Raw genomic sequence first — 25,568 nt, forward strand, 5'->3', positions numbered from 1 at the left:
GTGGCTTCATTTATTCGTCATCGCCGTTTGCGCATGAATGAAAACATCCGGTCTCTGGTGAGAGAAACACATTTAAAAATCGATGATTTGATTTATCCGTTTTTTGTTATCGAAGGAACGGGGATCAAACAGGAAGTCCCCTCCATGCCGGGCGTTTATCAATATTCTTTGGACCGTCTTCACGAGGAAATGGATGAAGTGGTGAAACTTGGAATCCGTTCGGTTTTGGTTTTTGGCATTCCGGCACATAAGGATGAATGCGGATCTCAAGCTGATGATGAGCACGGGATTGTCCAGGAAGCGATCCGGTATCTGAAAAAAGAATACCCGTCCCTGTATGTGATTGCAGATACCTGCTTGTGTGAATATACTTCCCACGGCCATTGCGGAGTGGTGGAAAACGGGCAGGTGCTAAACGATCCGTCCCTGGAACGGTTGGTTTCCACGGCCGTTTCGCAAGCCGAGGCGGGAGCGGATATGATTGCTCCTTCCAATATGATGGACGGGTTTGTTTATGCCATTCGTGAAGGGCTGGACAAAGCCGGATTTGAAAACGTGCCAATCATGTCCTATGCCGTCAAGTATGCTTCCGGTTACTACGGACCGTTCCGTGATGCGGCACAATCGGCTCCGGGATTCGGGGACCGGCGTTCTTACCAGATGGATCCGGCCAATATTCGGGAAGCCATGCGTGAAGCCGCATCCGACGTGGCAGAAGGCGCCGATCTGCTCATTGTAAAACCGGGATTGGCTTATTTGGATGTGCTGCAACGGGTTCGTGAACGTTTTGATCTGCCGGTGGTGGCTTATAATGTAAGCGGGGAGTATTCCATGGTCAAAGCGGCGGCCATCAACGGTTGGATCAATGAAAAAGAAGTGGTGATGGAAAGCATGCTGGCATTTAAACGTGCCGGTGCGGATTTGATCATTACTTATCATGCCAAAGATTTGGCCCGTTGGCTGAAAGAATGATTTTTCGCATGCCGGGTTTCAACCAGCCGGTCCATCCGGCTGGTTGATTTGCCGGATGCGGGTTTTGCGTTACAATACAGACAGCGCTTTTACATATCGCTCAAGAACATGAAAAAAGGTGGGTCCGTTATGCGTCTTTCTTTTGAACGATCCGTTGCCGATTACCAGGAAGCGGTGAAAGTGATCCCAGGCGGTGTCAACAGCCCGGTTCGCGCTTTTAAATCGGTGGATATGAACCCGATTTTTATTGAACAAGGGCAAGGTTCCGTGGTGACGGATGTCGACGGGAACCGGTACATCGACTATATTTGTTCCTGGGGGCCGCTCATCTTGGGACATGCCCATCCCGATGTTGTCAGGAAAGTGAAAGAAACGGCAGAAAAAGGAACCAGTTTCGGGGCGCCGACGGAACTGGAAACGAAAATGGCCAAGATGGTTACCGAGCGGATGCCTTCCGTGGATATCGTGCGCATGGTCAATTCCGGAACCGAAGCCACGATGAGCGCCATCCGCTTGGCACGCGCTTATACCAAAAGGACGAAAATCTTGAAGTTTGAAGGAAGTTATCACGGGCACTCGGACAGTTTGTTGATTAAAGCAGGTTCCGGGGTGGCCACGCTCGGGCTTCCGGACAGCCCCGGTGTTCCGATGGATTTGGCCCAATCGACGTTAACCGTTCCGTATAATGATTTGGACAGTGTCCGGCTGGCTTTTGAAAAATTCGGCGAAGAGATTGCCGCGGTGATTGTCGAACCGGTTGCGGGCAATATGGGCGTGGTTCCGCCTCAGCCCGGCTTTTTGGAAGGAATCCGGGAAATCACCGAACAATATGGAACCGTCCTGATTTTTGACGAAGTGATGACCGGCTTCCGCGTGGATTATTACTCCGCCCAAGGGCGTTATAACGTCATGCCCGATCTGACCACCATGGGGAAAGTGATCGGCGGCGGTTTGCCGGTGGGGGCTTTCGGCGGCAAACGCGAGATCATGGAGATGATTGCTCCGGTCGGCCCGGTTTACCAAGCCGGCACTTTGTCCGGAAACCCGTTGGCCATGGCAGCCGGTACGGCCACCTTGGAAGCCATGACCCCGCAAGCTTATGAGGAGCTGGAGAAGAAAGGGGCCATGTTGGAAGAAGGAATGAAACAAAATGCTGAAGAAGCCGGCGTGCCGCATCATATCAACCGGGTCGGTTCCATGGTTTGTCTCTTCTTTACCGATGAAAAAGTGACCAGCTATGAACAGGCCAAATCGTCCGATACCGGTTTGTTTGCTTCGTACTACAAAAACATGCTGGAAGAAGGGATTTTGTTGGCGCCTTCCCAATTCGAGGGCATGTTTGTCTCGATGGCCCACAGCGAATCGGACATTGAGCGCACCATCGAAGCAAACCGGCGTGCACTGAAAAAACTGTCCAAATGAATATGATCCCAAGGCTGCCGGAATGAGGCCGGCAGCCTTTGTTTTTGAAAAAACATTGAACCGTGAAGAGACGGCAGTTGCAGAAGAATTGACGTCTCTTTTTTTGTTTTTTCAACCTCCTGTCCAAAAGAACCGGTTATAACCGGAAAGGAATTGCATATAGTTTACTAATATCCCAAACGACGGGTACTGTGATGTCGTTTGGTGAAGAAAATCCTCAAAAGGAGGGAATCAAATGGAAGATCAATTCACTCAGCTTCGCTTCGACATTTCGGAGAAGGTGCGTTTACATCCGCAACAACCGGGAATCGATACCCTCCTGGAACTGGACTTATATCCGGACGTAGAGATAAAAGACGAGGGTCAACATTTAAAAATCCAAGGTTATTTGCGTTTAAACGGCGTTTATGTAGGGGAAGAACAAACCGCTGAAGAGGAAAGCGGGGCCTTACATAACGGGAGAGTGGAGGAAGAAACCAATGAACTGGCTTATGTGATTCCGGTGGAAATCACGCTTCCTGCCGACAGAGCAGAGCAGTCCCGGATTTCCGCGGAAGTGGAGACATTTGATTATGAAGTCCTGTCTCCATTTGAATTGAAGATTGAAGCGATTTTAATGATTGACGGTTTGCTTCCCGAAAGCAGCCATGAGGAAGAAGAGCAAAGCGGGGAAAATGTGCAAAAATATCCGGTTTTCTCCGGATCGACGGCTCAACCTTTAACCATTGCCGGGGAAGACGGGAACAAGGAGGCGGCAGAGAAAGAGGAGGATCCTTCGGAGGCTGTTGCACAGCGGCAAGCACAGGAAGAGGAACCGGCCCGTGAAACCGGCGAAAGAAAGGCTGAGGATGTAAGAGAAGAAAAAGCCAAGGAGGAAGTAAAGGAGACGAAAGAAGTTTCGGAACCGGCTTTGCACGAGCTGGCACAACCGGAAAAAGAACCGGAAGAGAAAGAAAGCAAAGAGGTTGTACAGGAAATTAAACTGTCACCCAAAGATTTCTGGTATGAAAGACAAAAATCCAAGCAAATGGAATTGAAACCGGAGGAAGATTTGATCCCCGCCGAAACAGCGGAAGAGGAACACCCTGTCCAAGAGAAGGTGGAGGTGCCGAAACAGGAAGATGACACACCGGAACCGGTTCTTGCCGAAGAGGAAGGCACTGTAGAAGAGGAAGGCACTACGGAAGATTCTGCTGACGGGGAAGAAAGGGATGAATCTGGTGAAGCCCGGAGCAAGGCCGAGTGGATCCGCTGGTTGGTTCATGGAAAGGAAGAACATTTTGTTCCGATCAAAATGGTGATCGTGCAAGAAGATGAGACCATTGACCAGGTGGCTGGCAAGTATGAGGTGTCTGCCGACGAGATTGTGAATAAAAACCGGTTGACAACGGACCGGCTGGAGCCCGGGCAAATCTTGCAAGTCCCCGTAAAACCGACCGAATCGCACGAAAAAAGGGAAGCTTAGTGCCGGAAAAAACAAGAAAACCCGAAAAGCCCGGGAAATTCATTTTCTTGTGCCGATGAAGAATTTCCAAACCGGTTTTCGGTATTCGTTTGGAGTGGGGAGAGGAGGATGTGGATTGGATTTCACCCGTAATGATGAATGGAAAATGGCTTGTGACCAGTATGGTTGGCAACCGGTCCGGGTGGAAGGAGACGGGCGGGTCTTCAAAGTGACGTTGCCGGACCGGGAATTGGGGCTGAAAAGATCGGGGGCCTCATATGAAAAATTGATGCTGCTTCACCGGATTTTGGAAAAAATGAACCATCAGGGGTTTGTGCACACGTTGCCTTGGGAGTTGACCCCGGAAGGTGAGCCCGTCGTACGCACCCGTACAAGCTGTTGGTATGCGGTTCCGTGGAAAGAAAAAGGGGCGGACGAAGTATCCGCACAGGATGTGGTCATGGGATTGGCGCATTTGCATCGCTTTTCGGAGCCGGTCTTGAAAGATTATCCGGAATTGGCGGGAAAAACGGACGAACGGTTGATCGACGAGTGGGAGGAGAAACGGCGGGATTTGAAAAGTTACCAGGAACAAATCCGCGCAAGGGAATTTCCGTCCCCCTTTGATCAGTCGGCAGAGCAAATCTTCAAACAGCTGGACCAATCGCTCTCGTTTGCGATCCGGGGCATGAAGCGCTATCTGGAATCGGAAGATGGTGCTCCCCCGCGTTACGCCCTTTGCCACATCCGCATTCATCCAAGCAACATTGTCGCGGATCAAGAAAACTTTTATTTTATTGATTTTGACCATGCCGGGGTGGATTCGCCGGTGCGTGACCTGGCACTGGCGGTGGAACGCCTCAGTGATCCGTCCGATCCGAAAAATTCGCCTTCGGCACTGATTCAGGCCTATGAAGAGATTTGCCCCCTCCGGCCCAAGGAAAAAAAGCTGCTCGGATTATATTTGTCCTATCCGGAACGGCTTCTAAAGACTCTCCGGATTTATTATCATGATCCCAAGCTTTTAAATGATGAGCCCGAAGCAGTTTCACGCTTGGAAAAAGAGATGGCCCGGTATGAAAAAAACAAGGTTTTGGTTCGCCGGTTGTGGACGAACAGAAAAAAAGGAAAGGCAAATAAAGAAATACGCAGATAAACGAAGAATAAATCCGGGATCTCCCGGTTTTTTGTTTTTTGTCACTATTCAAGCGCTCTTTTGATGATAAACTTATTATCAGTCATTTGCATCTCATGGAAGACCGATTTAAGATACAATCGTTTAAAAGCGAAGGAATTTGTTTCGGATGCTGGACAGATACGTACAAAATGTGGAGAATAGGAATATGTTACAATGAAAAGACTTCGGATGCTGACAGGAAGGGGTTTATTCACTTGAGAGCAGTTAAAATGATCGTGAAAAAAACTTACAAAGGTGTGTTGTTCTTAACTTTTCTCAGTATCCTGTTGTTGTGCACAGTGTTGCTTTTGGCTTTTTTGGCTGATCCCCAGGCGATGTATGAATTTATTAAACAAACGTTTGGCGTCCGTTCATAAAAGGGAATCATGGATTTGTCTTTTTGAAACGGCGATATCGCCGTTTTTTATTCAAATGGGGTATAGTTTGACGCAAAGTTGGAAAACGTGTAATATAATAGTCAATATCTGATGTGAATGGGAAATGCGAAGACGGAGAAGAGTAGACGGATTAAAGCAGTCAGAGAGAGAAACCCTTGGCTGAAAGGTTTCTTCTGCATTTAACCGTTGAACGTCGCTCTTGAGCAGGTTGTCTGAAAGGTTGACGAAACCGTGTAAGATAACCCGGTTCCAGCCGTTATCTGGTCAGAGTGCACTAATTTTTTAATTAGTGAATAAAGGTGGTACCGCGAAAAGACCTTTCGTCCTTTGTTGGCGAAGGTTTTTTTTATTTTCGGAAGAAAGGCGAGCAGGAGGTTGATAAAATGTCGACGATGCCAAAAACGTATGACCCGAAACAGGCAGAATCCAAATGGTATGATTATTGGATGAAAGGCGGGTATTTTCAAGCGGGAGAAGACCCGGATAAAGAACCGTTCACCATTGTGATTCCGCCGCCGAACGTAACGGGGAATTTGCACATCGGCCATGCCTTGAACAACACCTTACAAGATATTTTGATCCGTTTTAAACGGATGCAGGGATATGATGCATTGTGGTTGCCGGGGATGGATCACGCGGGAATTGCCACTCAATCCCGTGTGGAAGCGAAACTCCGGGAAGAAGGAGTCAGCCGCCATGAGCTGGGACGGGAAAAGTTTTTGGACGTTGTATGGCGGTGGAAGGATGAGTATTCCAAAAACATCGCCAATCAATGGCGGAAAATGGGGTTGTCGTTGGACTACAGCCGGGAGCGCTTTACGCTGGATGAAGGGCTTTCGGAAGCGGTCAAAGAAGTGTTTGTCAAGTTGTACGAAAAAGGCCTGATTTACCGCGGGGAATACATTATCAACTGGGATCCGGTTGCCAAGACGGCCCTGTCGGACATTGAAGTGATTCACAAAGAGGTGCAAGGCGCCTTGTATCACATCCGGTATCCGCTGGCAGACGGTTCCGGATCGGTGCAAGTGGCCACCACCCGACCGGAAACGATGCTCGGGGACACGGCATTGGCGGTTCACCCGGATGACGAGCGCTACCAACATTTGATCGGCAAGGAAGTGGTTCTGCCGCTTACCGGACGCAAAATTCCGGTGATTGCCGATGAATATGTGGATCAGGAATTTGGGACCGGGGTTGTCAAAATCACGCCGGCCCATGACCCGAATGACTTTGAAGTGGGCAATCGCCACGAACTGCCACGGATTTTGGTGATGGATGAATCCGGGAAAATGAACGAAAATGCCGGCAAGTACCAAGGCATGGACCGGTTTGACTGCCGCAAACAAGTCGTCAAAGATCTGGAGAACGAAGGGTACCTGATCCGGGTGGAAGAACATGTGCATTCGGTCGGGCACAGCGAACGTTCGGGCGCGGTGGTGGAACCGTATCTTTCCACCCAATGGTTTGTGGCCATGAAGCCGCTCGCACAACGGGCGATTCAGGCTCAGAAAAAAGGCGAAGGCGTCCGTTTTGTACCAGAACGTTTTGAAAAGATCTATTTCAACTGGATCGAAAATGTGCGGGATTGGTGCATTTCGCGGCAACTGTGGTGGGGACACCGGATTCCGGCATGGTACTGCGGCCAATGCAGTGAGATGACGGTGGCACGTGAGGAACCAAAGACTTGCCCGCATTGCGGAAGCGATCAGTTAAAGCAGGATGAAGACGTCCTGGATACATGGTTCAGTTCCGGACTCTGGCCGTTTTCCACATTGGGGTGGCCGGAAGAAACCGGGGACTTAAAACGGTACTATCCGACGGATGTTTTATTGACGGGATATGATATCATTTACTTCTGGGTTGCCCGCATGATCTTTTTGGCACTGGAATTCACTGATGACATTCCGTTTAAAAATGTCCTGTTCACCGGCTTGGTCCGGGACGCGGAAGGTCGGAAAATGTCCAAGTCGCTCGGGAACGGGATCGATCCGATGGAAGTGATTGACCAATACGGTGCCGATGCCATGCGGTACATGTTGTCGACCGGTTGCACGCCGGGAAATGATCAGCGTTTCCGCTTTGAACGCGTGGAAGCGGCAAGAAACTTTGCGAACAAAATCTGGAACGCTTCCCGTTTCGCCCTGATGCACCTGGAGGGAGTCGAAGAAGATGATCTTTCCTTGACCGGCCCGTTTTCAACGGCCGACCAGTGGATTCTGCATCGCCTGAACGAAACGGTCCGGGATGTGACCAGGCTCTTGAATCGTTTTGATTTTGGAGAAGCGGGACGGGTGCTGTACAACTTTATTTGGGATGAGTTTTGTGATTGGTATATCGAGTTTGCCAAACTTCCTCTTTACGGTGAAGATGAAGAGGCGAAAAGAGTCACCCGGTCTGTGTTGGTTCATGTTCTGGACCAATCCCTCAAATTGTTGCATCCCATGATGCCGTTCATCACGGAAGAAATTTGGCAGCATTTGCCGGTGAAAGGCGAAAGCATTATGATCGCCCCGTGGCCGGTGGAAGATGAACAGTTCGAATCCGCGCAAGCGGTTCGGCAGATGCGGGTGTTGATTGAAATCATCCGGTCGGTGCGCAATATCCGGGCGGAAATGGACGTTCCGGCCAAACGGCAAATCGAGCTTTTGATCCGTCCGGACGGTGACATGGAAGAAACCATCCGGAAGCACGAATCGGCGATTAAAAAATTGTGCGGTGTCGACCGGTTAACGATTGATTCCGGTCTCAAACGGCCGCAAAAATCCATGACGGATGTGGTGACCGGCGCCGAGATATTCTTGCCGCTTGCCGGAATGGTGGATGTGGAACAAACCATTGCCCGTCTGAAAGCCGAATTGAAAAAATTAAATGCCGAAGTGGAAAGAGTGGAGAAAAAACTGGCAAACCCCGGCTTTGTTTCCAAAGCACCCGCTGAAGTGGTCGGGAAAGAACGGAAAAAAGGTGAAGAGTATAAAGAAAAACGAGAGAAAGTGCTCGCCCGTTTGAAGGAAATGGAAGGATGACAAAGGGGAGGGTTCTCCCCTCCCCGTTTCATATTGACGGATGGCCGGATAACAGGCAAAATGGACAAAGTGAATGTATTCTTATTAATTAAAATAGTTTTGGAAAGAAGCTGAGGGAGAATGACTCAATTCGAAACAGCTCAAGAAGTATTTGCTTGGATGGAACAAACATGTGCCAAAACCATTCAACCGGGACTGGAACGCATGGAATGGATGCTGGAGCGGTTGGATCATCCTGAACGTAGGTTGAAATTTATTCATATTGCAGGTACCAACGGGAAAGGTTCAACTGCTGCCATGATTGCATCGGTACTAAAAGAAGCCGGTTTTTCGGTGGGGATGTTTGTTTCTCCTTATGTCCTTTCATGGCATGAACGAATTCAATTTGACGGACAACCGATGGATGAATCTTCTTTTGTTCGCTGGGTCAATGAATTAAAGCCGCTGATCGAAAAAATGGCGGAAGAAGGGCCGGGGGCCCCGTCTCATTTTGAATTTTGGACTTTGGTATCATTATGTTATTTTGCAAAAGAAGCCTGCCCTTGGTTTGTGGTGTGGGAAACCGGGATGGGAGGACGATTTGACTCCACCAATGTGGTGTACCCGTTGGTATCCGTGATCACCGAAATCGGTTATGATCACAAAAAGTGGCTGGGCGAAACGTTGGAAGAGATCGCAACGGAAAAAGCGGGGATTATCAAACCCGGAGTGCCTGTGATATGCGGCAGCGAAAAAGAAGAAGCACTGTCCGTCATCAAACGTGTTGCCAAAGACAAACATTCCCGATTATATATGTATAATGAAGATTTTTCTGTCATCGCACATCATCAGGGTCTGGATGAACAAAGATTCACGTTTCAAAATGTGTATCGCGAGCTGGAAAATCTTTCGCTCCCGCTGGCCGGGGATCATCAGTTGCAAAATGCGGCAACGGCATTGATGACGTTGGAAATTTTGCGCCAAAATTATGCAACGGTCATCGAGCCGGAGCATTACATCAACGGATTGAAAAAAACAGCGTGGCCGGGCCGGTTGGAAAAAGCGGGTGACCAGCCGCACATCCGACTGGACGGCGCTCACAATACAGAGGGGATCAAGGCGCTGGTTCAAACCATAAAAAAATATGGATCCCGTTATCGCCGAATCGGTTTTATGATTGCCATGATGAAAGACAAACCGGTCAGGGAAATGTTGGAGCACCTTGCGCAAACAGCTGACTTTGTTGTGACAACCTCGCTTGAGGAGCATGCTCGTTCCCTTGAGGCGGAGGAACTGGCTCGCATGTTGAAAGAAATCAATCCGGATTTAAATGTGGTGCCCGTCCAAGGAGAACAAGATGCACTTCACGTATTCCTGAACCAATTGGATGATGATGATTTAGGCATTGTGGCCGGATCGCTGTATTTGGTTTCTGCAGTGCGGCCGTTATTGATGAACCATGGGGGAAGACAGGGACTTACATGAAGGTTGGTGATTTCACGATGAATAGTCAAAAAAGGGTTCACTTTGTAGGAATTGGCGGATATGGCATGAGTGCCATTGCACGGGTTCTTTTGGACTTGGGTTATCAGGTGTCCGGTTCGGATGTGGCCGAAAACGCATTGGTGAAAAACCTGATGGAGCGCGGAGCCGAGGTTTCGATCGGGCACTCGGCTGAGCATGTTCACGGGGCGGACATCGTTGTCTATTCTTCAAGCATTTCTCCGGACAATGTGGAACGGGTGGCGGCCAAAGAACAAGGGATTGAAGTGCTTCACCGTTCTCAAATGTTGGCTCGCCTTTTAAATGACAAAAAAGGGATCGCTGTTGCAGGGGCTCATGGAAAAACAACCACTTCCTCCATGGTTGCCCAGACGCTGGAATTGTGCGGAGTGGATCCGACCTATATCATCGGTGGAGAGATTGTTGCCTTGAAAGGAAATGCCAAAGCCGGCCGGAGCGATTATGTCGTCGCCGAAGCGGACGAAAGCGACGGGTCTTTCCTGGAGTATTATCCGCATCTGGCTGTCGTGACCAATATTGAAGCGGATCATCTTGAAAATTATGGCGGCGATTTTGAAAACTTGAAAAAGGCGTACCGTTCCTTCCTCAATCAGGTAAGGCCGGACGGTGCGGCAGTGCTGTTTTGGGACGATGGATATGTCCGGGAAATGGCGGATGATGTAAATGGCCGTATCATCACGTATGCCATTGAACGCGATGCGGATTACCGGGCGGTGAACATCCGCGAAAATTTGCGTCAGATTCAGTTTACCGTTGTGCGCGGGGAGGAAGTTTTGGGGGATGTGCTGTTAAACATCCCGGGACGCCACAATGTGGCCAATGCTTTGGCGGCCGTCATTGTCTGCTTGGAAGCCGGGGTGCCGTTTGAGCAAATTGTGAAAGCGTTGTTCCGTTTTCAGGGAGCCAAACGCCGCTTCCAAGTGATTGGCGAAGAACAAGACATCTTGATTGTGGATGATTATGCCCATCATCCGACCGAAATCCAAGCCACATTAAAAGGGGCAAAGGCGCTCGACCGCCGGATGGTTGTGGTCTTCCAGCCGCAGCGGTATTCACGCACGCATTTATTGATGAATGAATTCAGCCAGGCTTTTTACGATGCAGATGAAGTGATCATCAATACAATTTATGCACCGCCCGGCGAGCAACCGATTCCCGGCGTCACCGCCGAGCGTTTGGCCGAACTGATCAAGCAAAACAGCAATGCCAATACACGGTTTTTGGCCACCAAAGAAGAAGTGGTTGAATATCTGGTTCAACATCTGAAGCCCAACGATTTGGTGATGACCATGGGAGCCGGCGATATTTGGCGGGTGGCTCACATGCTGAAAGATGAATTGCAAAAAGAACGGGTGAATGAGTAACAATTCATAGCGGAGTCGGAAAAGAGCCGGTATTTCATCGGCTCTTTTTCTGCAGGAAGGATTTATGCTATGCTTTGCATGAGGAAGGAGGAGAGACCGATGAAGTCAGGAAAATGGCTTACGTTGATTTTGATCGGCATGTTGGCCGTTTTGGCCGGATGCAGTGCCGGCGATCGTCCGGCAGAAGAAACCCAAACCGGACAAAGTGCCGCATCCGATAATGATGTGTCCGATCTGAATTGGAGGGTCCCTTCATTTACATATACCAATCAAAACAACGAAACCGTCGGGTTGGATGATTTGAAGGGAAAAGTATGGCTGGCCGACCTTATCTTCACGCGTTGTCCCAATGTTTGTCCGCCGATGACAGCAAACATGTCCAAAGTTCAAGAAGCTCTGAAACAAGCCGGGGTGGAAGCGGAAATCGTATCTTTCACGGTGGACCCGGAACATGATCAACCGGAACAGTTGCGGGAGTTTGCCGAAAAGCACCATGCCGATTTGAATTCATGGCACTTTTTGACCGGTTATTCCCTGGAGGAGATCCAAAAGCTGACCCGGGAGGCTTTTAAGGGTTCCATCTCTCAGCAGGAAGGGCCGTCCCCCGATGTTCCGCTTTTGATCAATCACCCGACACAATTTTATCTGATTGACCAAAACGGGAAAGTCGTGAAATTTTATGACGGATTGAAGCCGGACGCTGACCGGATCATTCAGGATATTAAAAACTTGCAAAAATAAAAGGCTTGAGATGATTCTCAAGCCTTTTTTTTAACGGGAGTTGATGAGACGTTCCCCTTGGCGGGGCAAATAAAGAAAACTGAGCGCCGAGCTGAACAAGGCACCGGCGATGATCCACAACAAGCATTCCAGGGTTGACAATGCATCAACCCCCCAAGCGAATAACGCAATCCATAAGGTTTGGATTCCCAGGTTTACCCATCCGATGAACGTCAACCCTTTTGCCCATTGAGCGGCTGAGAGGGGATATAACCGGCGAATGCCCGGGTATTGTTTCGGATCTGCCAATTGCGGCAATTGCTTGATGAACATCCAGACACAGGCGACATAGACGCCCGCGCTCACCCATCGGTTTGGAAAGATCCCGATCAAGATCATGGCCCAGATGAGCAGGCGGATCTGAATGGAAAACAGCTCGCTTTTCCGAAAAAAGGTGCGCCAATACAAATAAGAAGATGCTTTTTGCCAAGACCAACTGGGAAGGAGCCGGATCAGCCATGTCCGTTTCTTGACAGGGGTTTTGAGCCGCGGCATGTCCATAAACAGGCCGGCCAGCGAATGATAACGGGCTAACGTTTTTGTTTCCGTTTTCTGCATCAACCGCCAGGGATAGGGATAGGCGGGAGCCTTTCGGTAAATGGCAAAGGCTAAAAGCACAAGGCCGATGAGCATGCCTGACGCGAGGATTCCCTGCTGATGCAAAAAAGCATAAGCGGCCCCGCCGTTGAAAAGAAAGCGGATTCCGGTCACCAGACGCACTTGATGCACGGGAAGCAAAACGGTTAACCGCATTTGCCACCATTCGGCGAAGATGTTTGCCACTTGGATGACGGCAAAAAAGATAAAGGAGGCAAAAAAGAACCCATGGCTTTTCCAAACCGCGAGATAAACCGGATAAACCAGCAGGGTGAAAATGGCCAGGTGAATCAGATGGATGGCTGTGCTGTAGATCAATCCGGCCCGAAAATATGGCTTCATCCGGGTTTCCAGAGGCAGAAGAAAAACGGAATCCGCCGGTTGAATCCATGTGCGGATCCGGCTGGATGTCAAGAGCAAGGCATAAGGAAGGGTTAACAAAAGTTCGATCGGAAAATCGGGGGGCAGCCAGATCAGGAATTGTTCGTAAGCAAAATACACAGCAATGAATAAGATTCCCAGAAAAAGGGGCGTCCCCCCGCCGCTGGCCACCATCCGGATGCGTTGCATGGCAGCCAACCAGGAATTTTTCATTCGGTCATAAAAAAGTTTACCGGTATTCATGATCGCTTCCCTTCTATCGCCAACATAAACAATTCATCCAATGCCTTGTTTCGGGTTCCTGCCTGCCGGTTCATCTCGGACAAGGTTCCGGAGAAGCGCACTTCGCCTTCATGAAGCAATACAAAGCGCTCACAATGTTTTTCGGCCGTTTCCAAAATGTGTGTGGACATTAAAATGCCCATCCCCTCTTTTTTTCCTTCTTCCAACAATTGGAGCAAAGAACGGATGGCCAGCGGATCCAACCCGACAAAGGGTTCGTCGATGATCAAAAAACGGGGGCGGACCAAGAAAGCGCACAAGATCATGATTTTTTGCTGCATTCCTTTGGAAAAATTGTCCGGAAACCAGTTTTTCACTTTGTTCATCCGAAAACGTTCCAGCAAGGCCCCTGCGCGCTGTTTAAACTCTTCCCGAGACAATTGATAAGCACCGGCTGTCAGTTCCAGGTGCTCCCATAAAGTGAGTTCTTCATAAAATTGCGGGGTTTCCGGGATATAAGCGAGTTGGGACCGGAACGATTTCGGATTTTCTGACAACGTGTGCCCGTTGATGGTGACGGTGCCGGAAAAAGGGGTGACAAGGCCCAGGATATTTTTGATGGTGGTGCTCTTTCCGGCGCCGTTCAATCCGATGAGGCCCACCATTTCACCGGGTTTCACCGAAAAATTGACATTTTTGATGACCGGATGTTGACGGGCATATCCACCGTAAAGTTGTTTGACTGAAAGCATAAAATACTCCTTTATGCATTGAAAAATGGATATGGTTTACCATTAGTTTGCGTGAAAAAAGAAAGGATTGCAAGCAGGGAAATGATCCGCGGATGGAAAGGAAATTTCAAAATAAAGTAGAATTGGTAAAAATTGTTGATGTTTTTTGCGGGAGGAGGGAAGCGGATGCTTTTGGAGGAAGCCGTTCATCTTGCCTTGAAAGAAGGCGCGACCGATTTGCATTACATTGAGGGGGAGCATCCTTGTGTGCGGGTGAACGGGAAGGTCTTTGTTTTGTGTGCCGGCCGGGGAAAAAGAGAAGAAATTGAAAAGTGCATGGCATCCGGGGCCGATCCGGCGAGGGAGTCGGATTTCAAATGGTATTCAGGTCATCACCGGGCGAGGGTCCATTGTTATCAAAAACAAGAACGGCTGGCGCTGGCCATCCGCTTTTTGCCGGATCGCATTCCGACTCCGAAAGAGCTTCATCTTCCCCCGGTGCTGTATCAAAAAGTGATGTTTCAAACCGGTTTGCTGTTGGTCACGGGCCCGACCGGAAGCGGAAAAACGACAACGCTGGCTTCCTTGATCCAGGAATTGAATCGTACGGAAGCCTTACATATCCTGACTTTGGAAGATCCGATCGAGTATCTCCATGCGTCAAAAAAGTCGCTGGTCATCCAACGGGAAATCGGGAAAGACACCGAAAGTTATGTAAGCGGCATGTTGTCCGCTTTGCGGCAAGGTCCGGATGTGATCATGGTCGGGGAGTTAAGAGACACTGAAAGCATCATGGCCGCCCTTCACCTTGCCGAAACGGGGAAACGGGTCATGGCCACTTTCCATGCCGGGAATGTGGAAAAAGCGATTTACCGGGTCATTGACAGTTTTCCCGCGGATCGGCAAAGATGGGTGCGGTCACAACTGGCTGCTTCGCTGTCGGCAGTGGTGGCACAAAAGATGGCCGGACCAAACGGCAGGCAGAAGCGGCCAGTGTTTGAAGTTTTGTTGAACCATCGTTCTGTTGCCCATCTGATTCGAAATGGCGAGATCCACCAGCTCCCTTCCGTGATGCAGGCTCATCAGGCTTCAGGCATGCAGACCATGGAAATGGAATTGAGAAAATTGCAAGAGGAAGGAATCAGTTGCATTGAATGAATTTGGATGGATGACGGCGGTCTTGAGCGGAATTGTTGCTTATTGGATTCCCGGGCTGGCTTATTGGATCGGATCGGGAAAAGTCGGGGAGCCAGTGCGTTATTCATTCCGTTTGAAACCATTGTACCGGGTTTTCTTCGCCATCTTTTCCGCCGGCTTGTCATGGGTGGTTCAATGGAAGCTGGGGACCGGTTGGGAAAGTTGGATGGCGACGGTGCTGGTTTGGTTGTTATTGGTGATAGCATTGACCGACATCTGGTTTTTTCTGATTCCCGATGTGGTCACTTACAGCGGGTTTTTCCTTTTTATGTCGTGGCGTTTCTTTATGGATGGAACCCATGTGCCCGTTTATTTGACCGGAGGATTTTTCATCACGTCGGGGTTGTCTCTGGTAAGCTGGATCAGCCGCGGGCTGGGTTGGGGCGATGTCAAGCTGGTCGCCATGGCATCCTGGGTGATTGAATGGCCGCAACTTTTGTTGTCCATCTGGTTAGCTACACTGAGTTCCATGCTTCATGTGACCGGACGTCTCCAAACCCGGGGGAGGGCGGCCATCCGTGAACCGCTTCCTTTCGGTCCTCATTTGGCCGTCGGAATGATCCTTTCTTTATTGTGCGGGGATATGCTCCGGGATTGGTACGGGGAACAGTTTTTGCAATTTTCCTGCCCTGTTTTGGTTCTATCGTTCCTATGAATTCATAAACTATATTAACAGGATGATAGAGAGGGGGCAGTCAATCCATGGAAAAACTGAGAAAATCTCAAGTGCAAGTGCATAAAACCGGATTAAAGGTAAGGCTCCAAACCAGACCGGTAGCTGCAAAGCCGAAGCATGACTGTTCCGTCACAGCGGAAACCAAACCGCTGAACAAGCCGAAAACAAAAACGCAAAAGCCGTTTTTGGAACCATGGCTGAAAATGAAAAATTTGACGGCAGGAAGCGTGTGGCCGTGGGAAAAGGCAAAGAATGAAAAACGGGTGATTCAGTGGGCTTCCCCGAACAATCCGTTTCATCATAAAAGAACCGGGAAAAAAAGGCGGTTCAGCCCTGCCTGGCAAATGATATGTTCGGCCGGGGCCGCGCTGGTGATCGGCACCGTCATGGGACTTTCCGTGTTGAATTTGTTTTTTAACGAAAATGCCACGTTTTCCAACCGCACCATTGATTCTCATCTCAATCCGCCGGCGGATGCGGGGGGGAAAGAAACGCCGGTACCGGAACCAACCGGCCGTTCCCAGTCTCTTCCCCCGCTTCAGACCGTGATGTTGCAGGCGGGAAGTTATGAAGAAAAAGCTGGAGCGGAAAAAGCGATGAATCAATTCCGGGTGCAAGGGTTGGCCGCCGTGATGTCGGAACAAGCTCCGTACCGGATTTATCTGGGGATGGCGCCTGACCGGGATCTGGCGTTAAAATTGTCGGCGATTTATCAGGAACAGGATGTCTCCGTCTATTTGAAGGAAGTCCAATTACAAGGAGAAGCGGCATTGGATCCGGAAGTGAACCAAGTACTTCTGGATACATTGAAACAAGGAAACAACCTGGTGCAACAACTAAGCAGCCTGTCAGCCGGTGCCATCCGGGGGAAGGCACAGCAGGAAACACCGCTGAAGGTGCCGGGGGGGTTATCTGAACAATTCCAAAACTTCGTCGTCCGGATGCAATCGGTGAAAGGAAAACTCCCGGGTGACGCCAAGGAATCGGCAGACAAGATGATCCAAGCGTTGGATCAGGCCGTGCAAAGCGGGTTGGCTGCACAAAAAAATCCCGGACAGGCGCTTCTGTGGCAGATGCAAGAGGGGTTGATCCGGTATACGGTTGGTTACGAGAAATTGATTCAATCCTTAAAAGAACAATGAAATTTTTTGGTCGAATGGCTCCAAGGGCATTTGGAATCTTGTTGTAGAGCTTGCCATCTGATAAACTAAAAAATGATATATGAATTGACGGCACCCCGCGAAAGCGGGTGCTTTTTTCCTTGATAAGACAATCTGTAAATTTTTGGAAATTGATTATAACGTTGGCTGGTTTTTGTTTTCAGGCAGGTGTTCATGGATGGATATGAAACGCGAAATCGTTTTGGCTTCCGGATCTCCTCGCAGAAGAGAATTGCTTGCTCGTTTTGGAGTTCCGTTTCGTGTTCAAACAAGCCACATTGATGAGAACAAGGATTTACCCGGTTTGCCGGAAAGAGTTGTGGAAGAACTGGCAAGGCGCAAAGGGAAGGCGGTTGCCGCCGGATGCCGGGATGCATTGGTTATCGGAGCAGATACAGTGGTTGTGTTTAACGGAAACATTTTGGGAAAGCCGAAAGATGAACAGGATGCCGCTTCCATGTTGAGGATGTTGTCAGGAAAAGAGCATCAGGTTTATTCCGGTCTTTCTGTGATCACCGTTGATCAGGGAGAAATCACGAGAGAGGTTGTATCGCACCGGATGACGCGTGTTTGGATGCGACCGCTTTCCGATGAGAAAATCAAATGGTATGTGAACACGAAAGAGCCTTTAGATAAAGCTGGAGCTTACGGAATCCAAGGGTTGGGAGCTTGTTTGGTGGACCGGATTGAAGGATGCTTTTTTAATGTGGTCGGCATGTCTTTGTCCCTCTTGGATGAAATGCTGACCGAAACCGGTTATACCCTTGCACAGGATTAACGTCGGAGATTCATCTCTGCTGCCCTTTGACAACTTGGTTCAATCCTCCGGGAGGAAGGAGTGGAGCGGCCGGCAGAGGAGGATGGAAGATGAAGGAACCGAAAAATTCTTTGCCGATGTTAAAAGATGTTCCGGAGGAAGAAAGACCCCGTGAGCGGATGTTGCGCTTCGGGCCGGAGAAGTTGTCCAATGCGGAGTTGTTGGCTCTTTTGCTTCGGACGGGAAGCACGGGAGAATCGGTCATGGTGCTGGCGCAACGTGTGTTGAGCAAAACGGGGGGTCTGAAAGCCCTCACACAAATCTCACTCCAAGAATTGATGCAAATTCATGGCATCGGCCTTGCCAAAGCCGTGCAAATCATGGCAGGGGTTGAACTCGGGCAACGGATTTCAAGGTTGCTGCCTGAGGAACGGTATGCCATACATTCCCCGCAAGATGCTGCCCGCTACGTCATGGAAGAGCTTCGTTTTCTGAAACAGGAACATTTCGTTTGCCTTTTTTTAAACACCAAGTATCAAGTCATCGGAAAACAGTGCATTTTTAAAGGGAGTTTAAATGCCTCTGTTGTACATCCCCGGGAAATCTTCCATGAAGCGATCCGTTTCAGTGCTGCGGCAATCGTTTGTGTACATAATCATCCCAGCGGGGACCCGACCCCCAGCCCGGAAGATCTCGAAGTGACGGAGAGGTTGGTGGAAGCTGGGAAATTAATGGGGATTGAAATTCTGGATCACCTGATTATCGGGGATCAATTGTATATGAGCATGCGTGAGCACGGCATGATTCCGGAGGAATGACCGGCGATGAATCAGATCAGGTATCATGGGGAGGAGGAATTTTATGTTTGGCGGTTTTGTCAAAGATTTGGGAATTGATTTGGGGACGGCCAACACCTTGGTATATGTCAAAGGGGAAGGAATCGTGGTCCGGGAGCCGTCCGTGGTGGCCATGGAATCGGGAACCGGAGAAATCAAAGCGGTGGGAAATGCAGCCAAACTCATGATCGGGCGCACCCCCGGTAACATTGTTGCGATCCGCCCGATGAAAGATGGTGTGATTGCGGATTACACCACCACGGCAACCATGATGGAGTATTTTATCAAAAAAGCGATGGATCAAAAGATGATCATTCCCCGTAAGCCGAATGTGATGGTCTGCATTCCGTCAGGGGTGACCCCCGTTGAAAAGCGGGCGGTGGAACAAGCATCGACGCGGGCCGGAGCCAAAGAGGCTTACACGATTGAAGAACCCTTTGCGGCGGCCATCGGGGCCGGTCTGCCCGTATGGGAGCCGACCGGGAGCATGGTGGTGGATATCGGCGGCGGCACCACCGAAGTGGCGGTCATTTCCCTCGGGGGAATCGTGACGTGCCAGTCGTTGCGGGTGGCCGGCGACAAAATGGATGAAGCGATCATCCAATATATCCGCCGGAAGCATAACTTATTGATTGGCGAGCGGACGGCGGAAATGCTGAAATTGGAGATTGGCTCGGCGATTCCGACCGATGATGATTCCGGCAAGGAAGAACGGGAAATCAAAGGAAGGGATTTGCTCACCGGTCTTCCCAGAAAAATTTCCATCACTTCGAGAGAAATTGCGGAAGCCTTGTCCGAAACGGTCAGAGAGATTATCAATGCCGTGAAATTGACTTTGGAAGAAACCCCGCCGGAGCTTGCGGCCGATATTTTGGAACGCGGGATTACGTTAACCGGGGGAGGGGCTTTGCTTCGCAATATCGATGAATGTTTGCATCAGGAGACCCACATGCCCGTGATGATCGCGGAAAACCCGCTGGATTGCGTGGCGATTGGGACGGGTGCTTCTTTGGAGCATCTTGATAAATTGAATCCGAAAAATCAATCCGGTTATCTGGAGTCGTTTCGGAAACGTTTTTATTAAAGGGTTGTGAAATGGATGAGGCGCAGTACCAATCGGTTTCTAATTGTGATGGCCCTTGTTGTTGCGATCTTTCTGACTGTCAATGTGACACGGGGGGAAAGGGGAACGCTTACGGCACCGGAAAGCTGGTTCATCAACGGCTTCGGATGGATCCAATCCTTGATTCATCTCCCTGTCCAACCCCTTCTTGCGGCGGGAAATGAAGAAGAAAGCCCCGAAACCGCCATGATGAAATTGAAAGTTCAAGCGCAAAACCTGGAAAAGGAAAATGAGGAGCTGAAAAAGCTTCTCGGCTACAAAAAAGAGCATCCGATGGATACCATTACGGCCCGGGTGGCTTACCGCAATCCGGACCGTTGGAATAACCGGCTGGTGATTAACCGGGGCTCGGAAGACGGTGTCGAGCCCAAAATGCCGGTCATCACTTCCGAGGGATTGATCGGACGGGTGGAAAATGTGACAAAGTACATGTCCGAAATTCAGCTGTTGACGGATTCCGAAGGAGGCCCCGGGATTGCAGCGGTGATTCAGACCGGTTCGGAGGAAGTGTTGGGAATTGTCGAGGGGTATGATCCCCGGAAAAAATGTTTGATTTTAAATAAAGTCTCCGTCACCGCCCGGCCGAAGAAAGGACAAATGGTGGTGACTTCCCGGTTATCGGATGTTTATCCGGGGGGGATTTTGATCGGTACCGTCGACGATGTGAAAATGAGTGAAGGAAAAGTTGAACAGGTGGTTTACGTCAAACCGTCCGCATCGTTTGAGAATCTGGATTTTGTCATGGTGGTGAAAGATCCGGAGAAATTACAATTAAATCAGCTTCAGAAATAAAAACATACCGGGAACAGGAGGGGAAAATCGATGAAAAAATACTTCGTCGCTTTTCTCTCCTTCCTATTTATATTGGAAGGATCCAAATTGCAGTTATTGCTCCCTCAATCTTGGGGGAGCACTTTTGTCATGATTCCGGCATTGGTGGTAAGTGGTTTGATTTCTATTTCTTTCTATTTGCCGCGCCGTTATGTATTATTGATCAGTTTTATCTTCGGATTGTTCCATGATATTGTTTACGGGCCGGCCATCGGGATCAAAGCGTTCACGTTCCCTCTTGTCGCATACGGCACTTATCTGTTATCCGGCGCTTTCTCGTTGTATCAATGGATCGCAGGGATCACCTTCTTTTTGGGGCAATCCGCATATTTTATCATCCTCTATGGATGGTATTGGTTGTTTGGTTTTGCAAAGATGGATTTTTCTTATGCCTTTTGGCTCCATATCGTTCCGTCCATCCTGTTGAATTTGTTGCTGGCCTATCTCATTCATCAGCCGATCCGCTGGATCTATCAGAAAAAACGAAATCGCTCCATTATCTTTGACACGATTTTGCGTTAAGCCTTTAAAGCGCGACACGGATGGAAGGAAAATAAAGGGAGAAAGCGAAATCAATAGTGAGGCGGGTGACGTCAAGATGGGTAAAGTGTTAAAACCGGGCGTAACGATCAAAGGCACCAAAGACGGCCTTCTCTTCTATCTCGATGATTCGCGTCCCTTTTCAGCTGTATTGGAAGAGTTAAAACATAAGCTGGAAAACACGCAAGCCGCAAATATTTGGGATGGTCCTGACATGAAAGTCATCATCAAACTGGGGGAGCGGCAGATTACCCGGACGGAAGAAAAGTCGATACGCGCATTGTTCTCCAAGCGAAAGAACTTGATTATTCACGAATTCCAGTCGGAAGGAAAGCATTATCTGCAAAGGGAAGAAGATGAGATTGAAGTCAAATCGGGGACGGTGCGTTCCGGTCAAGTGTTGGTACATAGCGGAAATCTCCTTTTTCTGGGGGATGTGAATCCGGGCGGAACGATTCAATGCACGGGAAGCATTTATGTATTGGGGGCGTTGAGGGGGCTGGCCCATGCCGGATGTGAGGGAGATGAAAATGCCATCATCGTCGCATCGGTTTTGCGTCCCACACAGCTTCGCATTGCAGATGTGATTTCCCGCCCGCCGGATCGTTGGGACGAGGCCGAAGTGGGAATGCGTTTTGCTTATTTGTCGGATCATCAAATTGCTGTGGAGAAAATTCATCTTCTGGGGCAGTTGCGTCCGGAATTCGAGTGGAAAACAAACAGACGGCGTTTTTTATAGATGACAGATGGTTTGGAGGGTGAGCATTGGGAGAGAGTGTTCTTGTAACCTCGGGCAAAGGGGGCGTGGGGAAATCGACGACTTCGGTCAATATTGGAACCGCCCTTGCTTTGTCCGGGAAAAAAGTGTGTTTGGTCGATGCAGATATTGGTCTTCGAAATCTGGATGTATTGATGGGATTGGAGAACCGGATCATTTATGACCTGATTGACGTGTTGGAGAAGAAATGCCGGATTGAACAGGCTTTGATCAAGGATAAGCGTTGTGATGAGCTTTATTTGATGCCGGCCGCCCAAACGCGGGATAAAACCGCCGTTTCCAGAAAACAAATGCGTTGGTTGATTGCCGAATTAAAAGAGCAATTTGATTATGTGTTCATTGACTGCCCGGCGGGCATTGATGTCGGTTTTAAAAACGCCGTATCCGGTGCGGATGCGGCAATTGTCGTCACCACACCCGAAAATGCGGCCATCCGGGATGCGGACCGGGTGATCGGTTTATTGGAAAAAGAGGAAGTGGCGGCACCGAAATTGGTGGTAAACCGGTTGCGCAAGCAAATGGCCAGAGACGGAAGCATGATGGATGTTGATGAAGTCGTGGCGGTCCTGGCCGTGGATCTTCTGGGGGTGGTTCCCGATGATGAGCAGGTGATCCGGGCCGGGCACACGGGCGAACCGATCGTTTATGACCATCGGAATCCAGCCGGAAAAGCATACCGGAATATCGCGCGCCGGATTCAGGGGGAAATGGTTCCCCTCATGGTTTTGGAAAAAGAAGCCGGCGTGTTCACCAAAATGAAAAAATGGTTGGGATTTGCTTGATGCGACAAACGAAGCAGGCCGGGACGGTCTGCTTTTTTCATATTCCGGATGGGTTGGACATATATTGATGAAAAATGGACAAACGGGTGATAACCTATGGCCAGTGAACATGAGTGGGTTCGGCAAATTCGAAAAAGACGGGAGCAACAATGGCGTCAGATGAATAAGATCAGAGAACGGAATCTTGCCGGAAACCGCTTGGAATCCGGTTCGGTCCCGTGGTATCAGGCATCCGTGAAACAGCCGGAGGAAAACAAAGCCAAACGCAAACCGCTCCAATCATTTTTGAATCAGTGGATCATTGTGATGATTTTGTTTTTGGCAACCGCCGCGGTTTATTCGTTGCCGTCTGCCCGGACCGCTCCTGTGAAACATTGGATATCCCGGTCGCTCACAGAGGAATTTCAATTCGCAACCGTGTTGGACTGGTATCAAAAATATGCCGCCGGATCCCCGGCGTTGTTGCCTGCCTTTTCGGGGAACCATCAAGAAAAAAAAGAGGAGCAGTGGACTGCCCCGGTGGCGGGGAAAATAGCCTTGCCGTTTGATGAGAAACGAAAAGGAGTGGTTCTCGTCACCCCGGAGTCGGCCAAAGTGGTGGCTGCGGGAGAGGGAAGGGTTCAATTTACAGGGTATAAAGAAGGACTTGGCAACACCATCATTATTCAGCATGCCAACGGGACCGAAACATGGTACGGCTGGTTGGAAGATATGAAAGTAAAAGAAAAAGACTGGGTTCAAAAAGGAAAAGAGATTGGTACGGTCAAAAAGATGGAGAATCAATCCTTTTTCTATTTTGCCATCCGGAAAAATAAAGCATTCATCAATCCGGTGAGCGTGATTCCGTTTGATTAAGCGGATGGTTCCGGTGCCCGTTCGAATTCATCCTTTGTTTTGGCTCATTGTCTGTTCAGCGGTATGGACAGGCTATTTTATTGAGATCATCACTTTGTTTGTGCTGGTGTTGATTCATGAATTGGGCCATGCCGCCGCTGCCGGTGCATTCGGCTGGAGGGTGGATTCCATTGAGCTGTTGCCGTTTGGCGGTGTGGTGAAAACCGATGAATGGGGAACGGTGCCGTCCCGGGAAGAGATGACCGTCGCTTTGGCCGGACCGTTTCAACATATCCTGATGATCCTCATCAGTTTGTTTTTCTTCCGGCAAGGATGGTGGACAAAGGAGTGGACAGAATATTTTATCCAAGGGAATCTCATGATCGCCGGGTTTAACCTGTTGCCTGTCTATCCTTTGGACGGGGGGCGTGTTTTTCTTTCGGCGCTCAGTTATTTTTTCCCGTACCGGTTTTGCCTTCACTTTACACTGTGGACGGGAATGGCCGGGTCGCTGGCATTGTGCGTGCTGGCCCTTTTTTGGTCACCCGGGGGGATTTTGGTTCACTTGCTGATCCTCGGCATCTTTTTGTTTTATTCCAATTTGCGGATGTTCAGGCAGAAAAATATCCATTTTGTCCGTTTTCTTCTCTTTCGGCGTCATCATCCCGATCTGTCCCGCCCGGTCAAAAAGTTGCGCATGAAACCCGACACCCGTTTGAATGAGGTGATTTTAAAGCTCTGTAAAGAAAAATACCATGTTTTGGAGATTGTGGATCAAAACGGGGAACTGGTAAGTATTTTGCCCGAAGAATGGCTGCTCGATGCTTACATGTCTTGTCCGTACGGCAAAACAACCATCAAGGAATGGTTTGCGTCATGAAATTGGGTGGAGTTGGAAGCGAAAACACTTTGACAATTTCCATTGGAATGTGCTAAGATAAGCGTTGTTGTTATCACCGCTCACAACAGGATTCCAAAAGGCTTGATGCCTTTCCTGCTGGTGGCGAGTCTCTATTTAAGAGGAGGATTGGAAATGTACGCTGTAATCGAAACAGGTGGCAAACAATATCGCGTGGAGAAAGACAGTGTTCTCTACATTGAAAAACTGGATGCACAAGAAGGGGAAACCGTCACCTTTGATAAAGTTTTGCTGGTGAATGACGGTGAACAAGTCAAAGTGGGAACCCCTCTGGTGGAAGGTGCAAAAGTAACCGGTAAAGTATTGAAACATGGAAAAGGAAAAAAAATCACCGTGTTTAAATATAAACCGAAAAAGAATTACAAACGGAAAAAAGGGCATCGTCAGCCGTTTACCAAAGTGGTCATCAGCGGCATTGAAGCCCAATGATCCAGGTTCGGGTGAAGCGTGACGGCCAAAACCGTGTGAAACGGGTGTTGATTACCGGGCATGCCGATTATGGCGAGTATGGAAAAGATATTGTGTGTGCCGCTGTTTCCGGCATTTCCATCGGCATGGTGAATGCCATTGAACAAATGTTTGGTGTCCAGGTTCATCGTGATGATGATGGAGACGGGAAAATTGATTGTTTTTTGCCGGATCAGGTGAAAGATCCTGATACTCGTGAAAAAATCGGCTTGTTGCTGGAAGCGATGGTCGTCTCACTCGAAAACGTGGCAGAAGCCTATTCTTCTTATGTTAGAATAAGTGATTGGAAATCATAATGAACAGAAAGAGGTGGACATGATGCTGAAACTTAACCTGCAATGCTTTGCTTCGAAAAAAGGTGTGGGTTCCACAAAAAACGGTCGGGACAGCATTTCCAAACGTCTGGGTGTAAAACGCGGAGACGGCCAATTCGTATTGGCTGGAAATATTTTGGTTCGTCAACGCGGAACCAAAATTTACCCGGGTTTGAATGTCGGCCGTGGCGGAGACGACACCTTGTTTGCGAAAGCTGACGGAATCGTACGTTTCGAGCGTATGGGACGCAACAAAAAACGCGTCAGCATCATTCCGGTTGCAGAAAAAGAAGCAGCCGCTGCACGTGCGTAAGATTGAATTTCAAATAGCATTCCAAT

26 protein-coding genes and 2 other annotated features are annotated in these 25,568 nt (G+C 49.3%); of the genes, 24 read left to right on the forward strand and 2 right to left on the reverse strand.

Annotation, left to right across the window (positions count from 1 at the left end; translation table 11 throughout):
* The 9 genes from hemB (at position 1) to ATH33_RS02210 (ending at position 12,044) form a co-directional block, all read left to right on the forward strand.
* On the forward strand, positions 1-972 hold the full coding sequence (hemB, locus tag ATH33_RS02175) for a porphobilinogen synthase (RefSeq protein ID WP_255359655.1): 972 nt from the start codon (positions 1-3) through the stop codon (positions 970-972).
* A gap of 129 nt (positions 973-1,101) precedes the next feature.
* The gene (gene hemL, locus ATH33_RS02180) at positions 1,102-2,394 is read left to right on the forward strand and encodes a glutamate-1-semialdehyde 2,1-aminomutase (protein WP_037993531.1); all 1,293 of its coding nucleotides are present in this window, start codon (positions 1,102-1,104) and stop codon (positions 2,392-2,394) included.
* 235 nt (positions 2,395-2,629) lie between these two features.
* Complete coding sequence (locus ATH33_RS02185) at positions 2,630-3,859, forward strand: LysM peptidoglycan-binding domain-containing protein (protein WP_121874004.1); 1,230 nt, start codon at positions 2,630-2,632, stop codon at positions 3,857-3,859.
* 115 nt (positions 3,860-3,974) lie between these two features.
* Complete coding sequence (locus ATH33_RS02190; RefSeq protein WP_170151217.1) at positions 3,975-4,994, forward strand: phosphotransferase; 1,020 nt, start codon at positions 3,975-3,977, stop codon at positions 4,992-4,994.
* Between the two features lie 236 nt (positions 4,995-5,230).
* Positions 5,231-5,392 carry a hypothetical protein gene (locus tag ATH33_RS13485; protein ID WP_156097702.1) on the forward strand — a complete coding sequence of 54 codons (162 nt, stop codon included), beginning with the start codon at positions 5,231-5,233 and terminating at the stop codon, positions 5,390-5,392.
* Positions 5,393-5,512: 120 nt separating this feature from the next.
* Positions 5,513-5,744: a binding site (T-box leader), on the forward strand.
* A gap of 52 nt (positions 5,745-5,796) precedes the next feature.
* The gene (locus ATH33_RS02195) at positions 5,797-8,436 is read left to right on the forward strand and encodes a valine--tRNA ligase (RefSeq protein ID WP_037993525.1); all 2,640 of its coding nucleotides are present in this window, start codon (positions 5,797-5,799) and stop codon (positions 8,434-8,436) included.
* A 159-nt stretch (positions 8,437-8,595) separates the two neighbouring features.
* Entirely contained in the window at positions 8,596-9,900 is a 1,305-nt protein-coding gene (locus ATH33_RS02200; RefSeq protein ID WP_170151218.1) for a bifunctional folylpolyglutamate synthase/dihydrofolate synthase, read from the forward strand.
* 17 nt (positions 9,901-9,917) lie between these two features.
* On the forward strand, positions 9,918-11,303 hold the full coding sequence (gene murC / locus ATH33_RS02205; protein ID WP_037993770.1) for a UDP-N-acetylmuramate--L-alanine ligase: 1,386 nt from the start codon (positions 9,918-9,920) through the stop codon (positions 11,301-11,303).
* A gap of 99 nt (positions 11,304-11,402) precedes the next feature.
* Complete coding sequence (locus ATH33_RS02210; RefSeq protein WP_037993522.1) at positions 11,403-12,044, forward strand: SCO family protein; 642 nt, start codon at positions 11,403-11,405, stop codon at positions 12,042-12,044.
* A gap of 30 nt (positions 12,045-12,074) precedes the next feature.
* Here ATH33_RS02210 and ATH33_RS02215 read toward each other — a convergent pair whose 3' ends face one another.
* On the reverse strand, positions 12,075-13,304 hold the full coding sequence (locus tag ATH33_RS02215; RefSeq protein WP_037993520.1) for an ABC transporter permease: 1,230 nt from the start codon (positions 13,302-13,304) through the stop codon (positions 12,075-12,077).
* The gene (locus ATH33_RS02220) at positions 13,301-14,035 is read right to left on the reverse strand and encodes an ABC transporter ATP-binding protein (RefSeq protein ID WP_037993519.1); all 735 of its coding nucleotides are present in this window, start codon (positions 14,033-14,035) and stop codon (positions 13,301-13,303) included. Before ATH33_RS02220 ends, ATH33_RS02215 begins: the two co-directional genes overlap by 4 nt.
* A 165-nt stretch (positions 14,036-14,200) precedes the next feature.
* Between ATH33_RS02220 and ATH33_RS02225 the strand changes: the two genes are divergently transcribed.
* From ATH33_RS02225 to rpmA, 15 genes are all read left to right on the forward strand, one after another.
* Complete coding sequence (locus tag ATH33_RS02225; RefSeq protein ID WP_170151219.1) at positions 14,201-15,172, forward strand: type IV pilus twitching motility protein PilT; 972 nt, start codon at positions 14,201-14,203, stop codon at positions 15,170-15,172.
* Positions 15,165-15,866: a prepilin peptidase gene (locus ATH33_RS02230; protein ID WP_121874008.1), complete on the forward strand. Its 702-nt coding sequence runs from the start codon at positions 15,165-15,167 to the stop codon at positions 15,864-15,866. The genes ATH33_RS02225 and ATH33_RS02230 overlap by 8 nt, the downstream gene beginning before the upstream one ends.
* Before the next feature lie 47 nt (positions 15,867-15,913).
* Positions 15,914-17,029, forward strand: coding sequence for an SPOR domain-containing protein (locus ATH33_RS02235; protein ID WP_037993514.1), 1,116 nt, complete (start codon positions 15,914-15,916; stop codon positions 17,027-17,029).
* A 196-nt stretch (positions 17,030-17,225) separates the two neighbouring features.
* Entirely contained in the window at positions 17,226-17,825 is a 600-nt protein-coding gene (locus ATH33_RS02240; RefSeq protein ID WP_037993512.1) for a Maf family protein, read from the forward strand.
* 89 nt (positions 17,826-17,914) lie between these two features.
* Positions 17,915-18,622: a RadC family protein gene (radC, locus tag ATH33_RS02245; protein ID WP_037993511.1), complete on the forward strand. Its 708-nt coding sequence runs from the start codon at positions 17,915-17,917 to the stop codon at positions 18,620-18,622.
* A gap of 43 nt (positions 18,623-18,665) precedes the next feature.
* Positions 18,666-19,724, forward strand: coding sequence for a rod shape-determining protein (locus ATH33_RS02250; protein WP_037993509.1), 1,059 nt, complete (start codon positions 18,666-18,668; stop codon positions 19,722-19,724).
* Positions 19,725-19,739: 15 nt separating this feature from the next.
* Positions 19,740-20,555, forward strand: a complete 816-nt coding sequence (gene mreC, locus ATH33_RS02255) for a rod shape-determining protein MreC (RefSeq protein ID WP_082240566.1) — start codon at positions 19,740-19,742, stop codon at positions 20,553-20,555.
* Between the two features lie 30 nt (positions 20,556-20,585).
* A complete protein-coding gene (gene mreD, locus ATH33_RS02260; protein WP_037993505.1) occupies positions 20,586-21,116 on the forward strand; it encodes a rod shape-determining protein MreD in 531 nt (176 codons plus the stop codon).
* Positions 21,117-21,192: 76 nt separating this feature from the next.
* Positions 21,193-21,873: a septum site-determining protein MinC gene (locus tag ATH33_RS02265; RefSeq protein ID WP_037993502.1), complete on the forward strand. Its 681-nt coding sequence runs from the start codon at positions 21,193-21,195 to the stop codon at positions 21,871-21,873.
* A gap of 26 nt (positions 21,874-21,899) precedes the next feature.
* Positions 21,900-22,694, forward strand: coding sequence for a septum site-determining protein MinD (gene minD, locus ATH33_RS02270; protein ID WP_037993501.1), 795 nt, complete (start codon positions 21,900-21,902; stop codon positions 22,692-22,694).
* Positions 22,695-22,790: 96 nt separating this feature from the next.
* Entirely contained in the window at positions 22,791-23,549 is a 759-nt protein-coding gene (locus ATH33_RS02275; protein WP_121874009.1) for a M23 family metallopeptidase, read from the forward strand.
* Between the two features lie 13 nt (positions 23,550-23,562).
* The gene (locus ATH33_RS02280; RefSeq protein WP_165489750.1) at positions 23,563-24,408 is read left to right on the forward strand and encodes a M50 family metallopeptidase; all 846 of its coding nucleotides are present in this window, start codon (positions 23,563-23,565) and stop codon (positions 24,406-24,408) included.
* Between the two features lie 68 nt (positions 24,409-24,476).
* Positions 24,477-24,549, forward strand: a sequence feature (ribosomal protein L21 leader region).
* A gap of 12 nt (positions 24,550-24,561) precedes the next feature.
* Positions 24,562-24,876: a 50S ribosomal protein L21 gene (gene rplU, locus ATH33_RS02285; RefSeq protein ID WP_037993499.1), complete on the forward strand. Its 315-nt coding sequence runs from the start codon at positions 24,562-24,564 to the stop codon at positions 24,874-24,876.
* Positions 24,873-25,211 (forward strand): ribosomal-processing cysteine protease Prp, encoded by a 339-nt coding sequence (locus tag ATH33_RS02290; RefSeq protein WP_037993497.1) that lies wholly within the window; start codon positions 24,873-24,875, stop codon positions 25,209-25,211. Before rplU ends, ATH33_RS02290 begins: the two co-directional genes overlap by 4 nt.
* 22 nt (positions 25,212-25,233) lie before the next feature.
* A complete protein-coding gene (gene rpmA, locus ATH33_RS02295; RefSeq protein ID WP_037993495.1) occupies positions 25,234-25,542 on the forward strand; it encodes a 50S ribosomal protein L27 in 309 nt (102 codons plus the stop codon).
* Positions 25,543-25,568 lie beyond the last annotated feature (26 nt).

Source organism: Thermoactinomyces vulgaris (assembly GCF_003688725.1).
Classification (GTDB): Bacteria; Bacillota; Bacilli; order Thermoactinomycetales; family Thermoactinomycetaceae; genus Thermoactinomyces; species Thermoactinomyces vulgaris.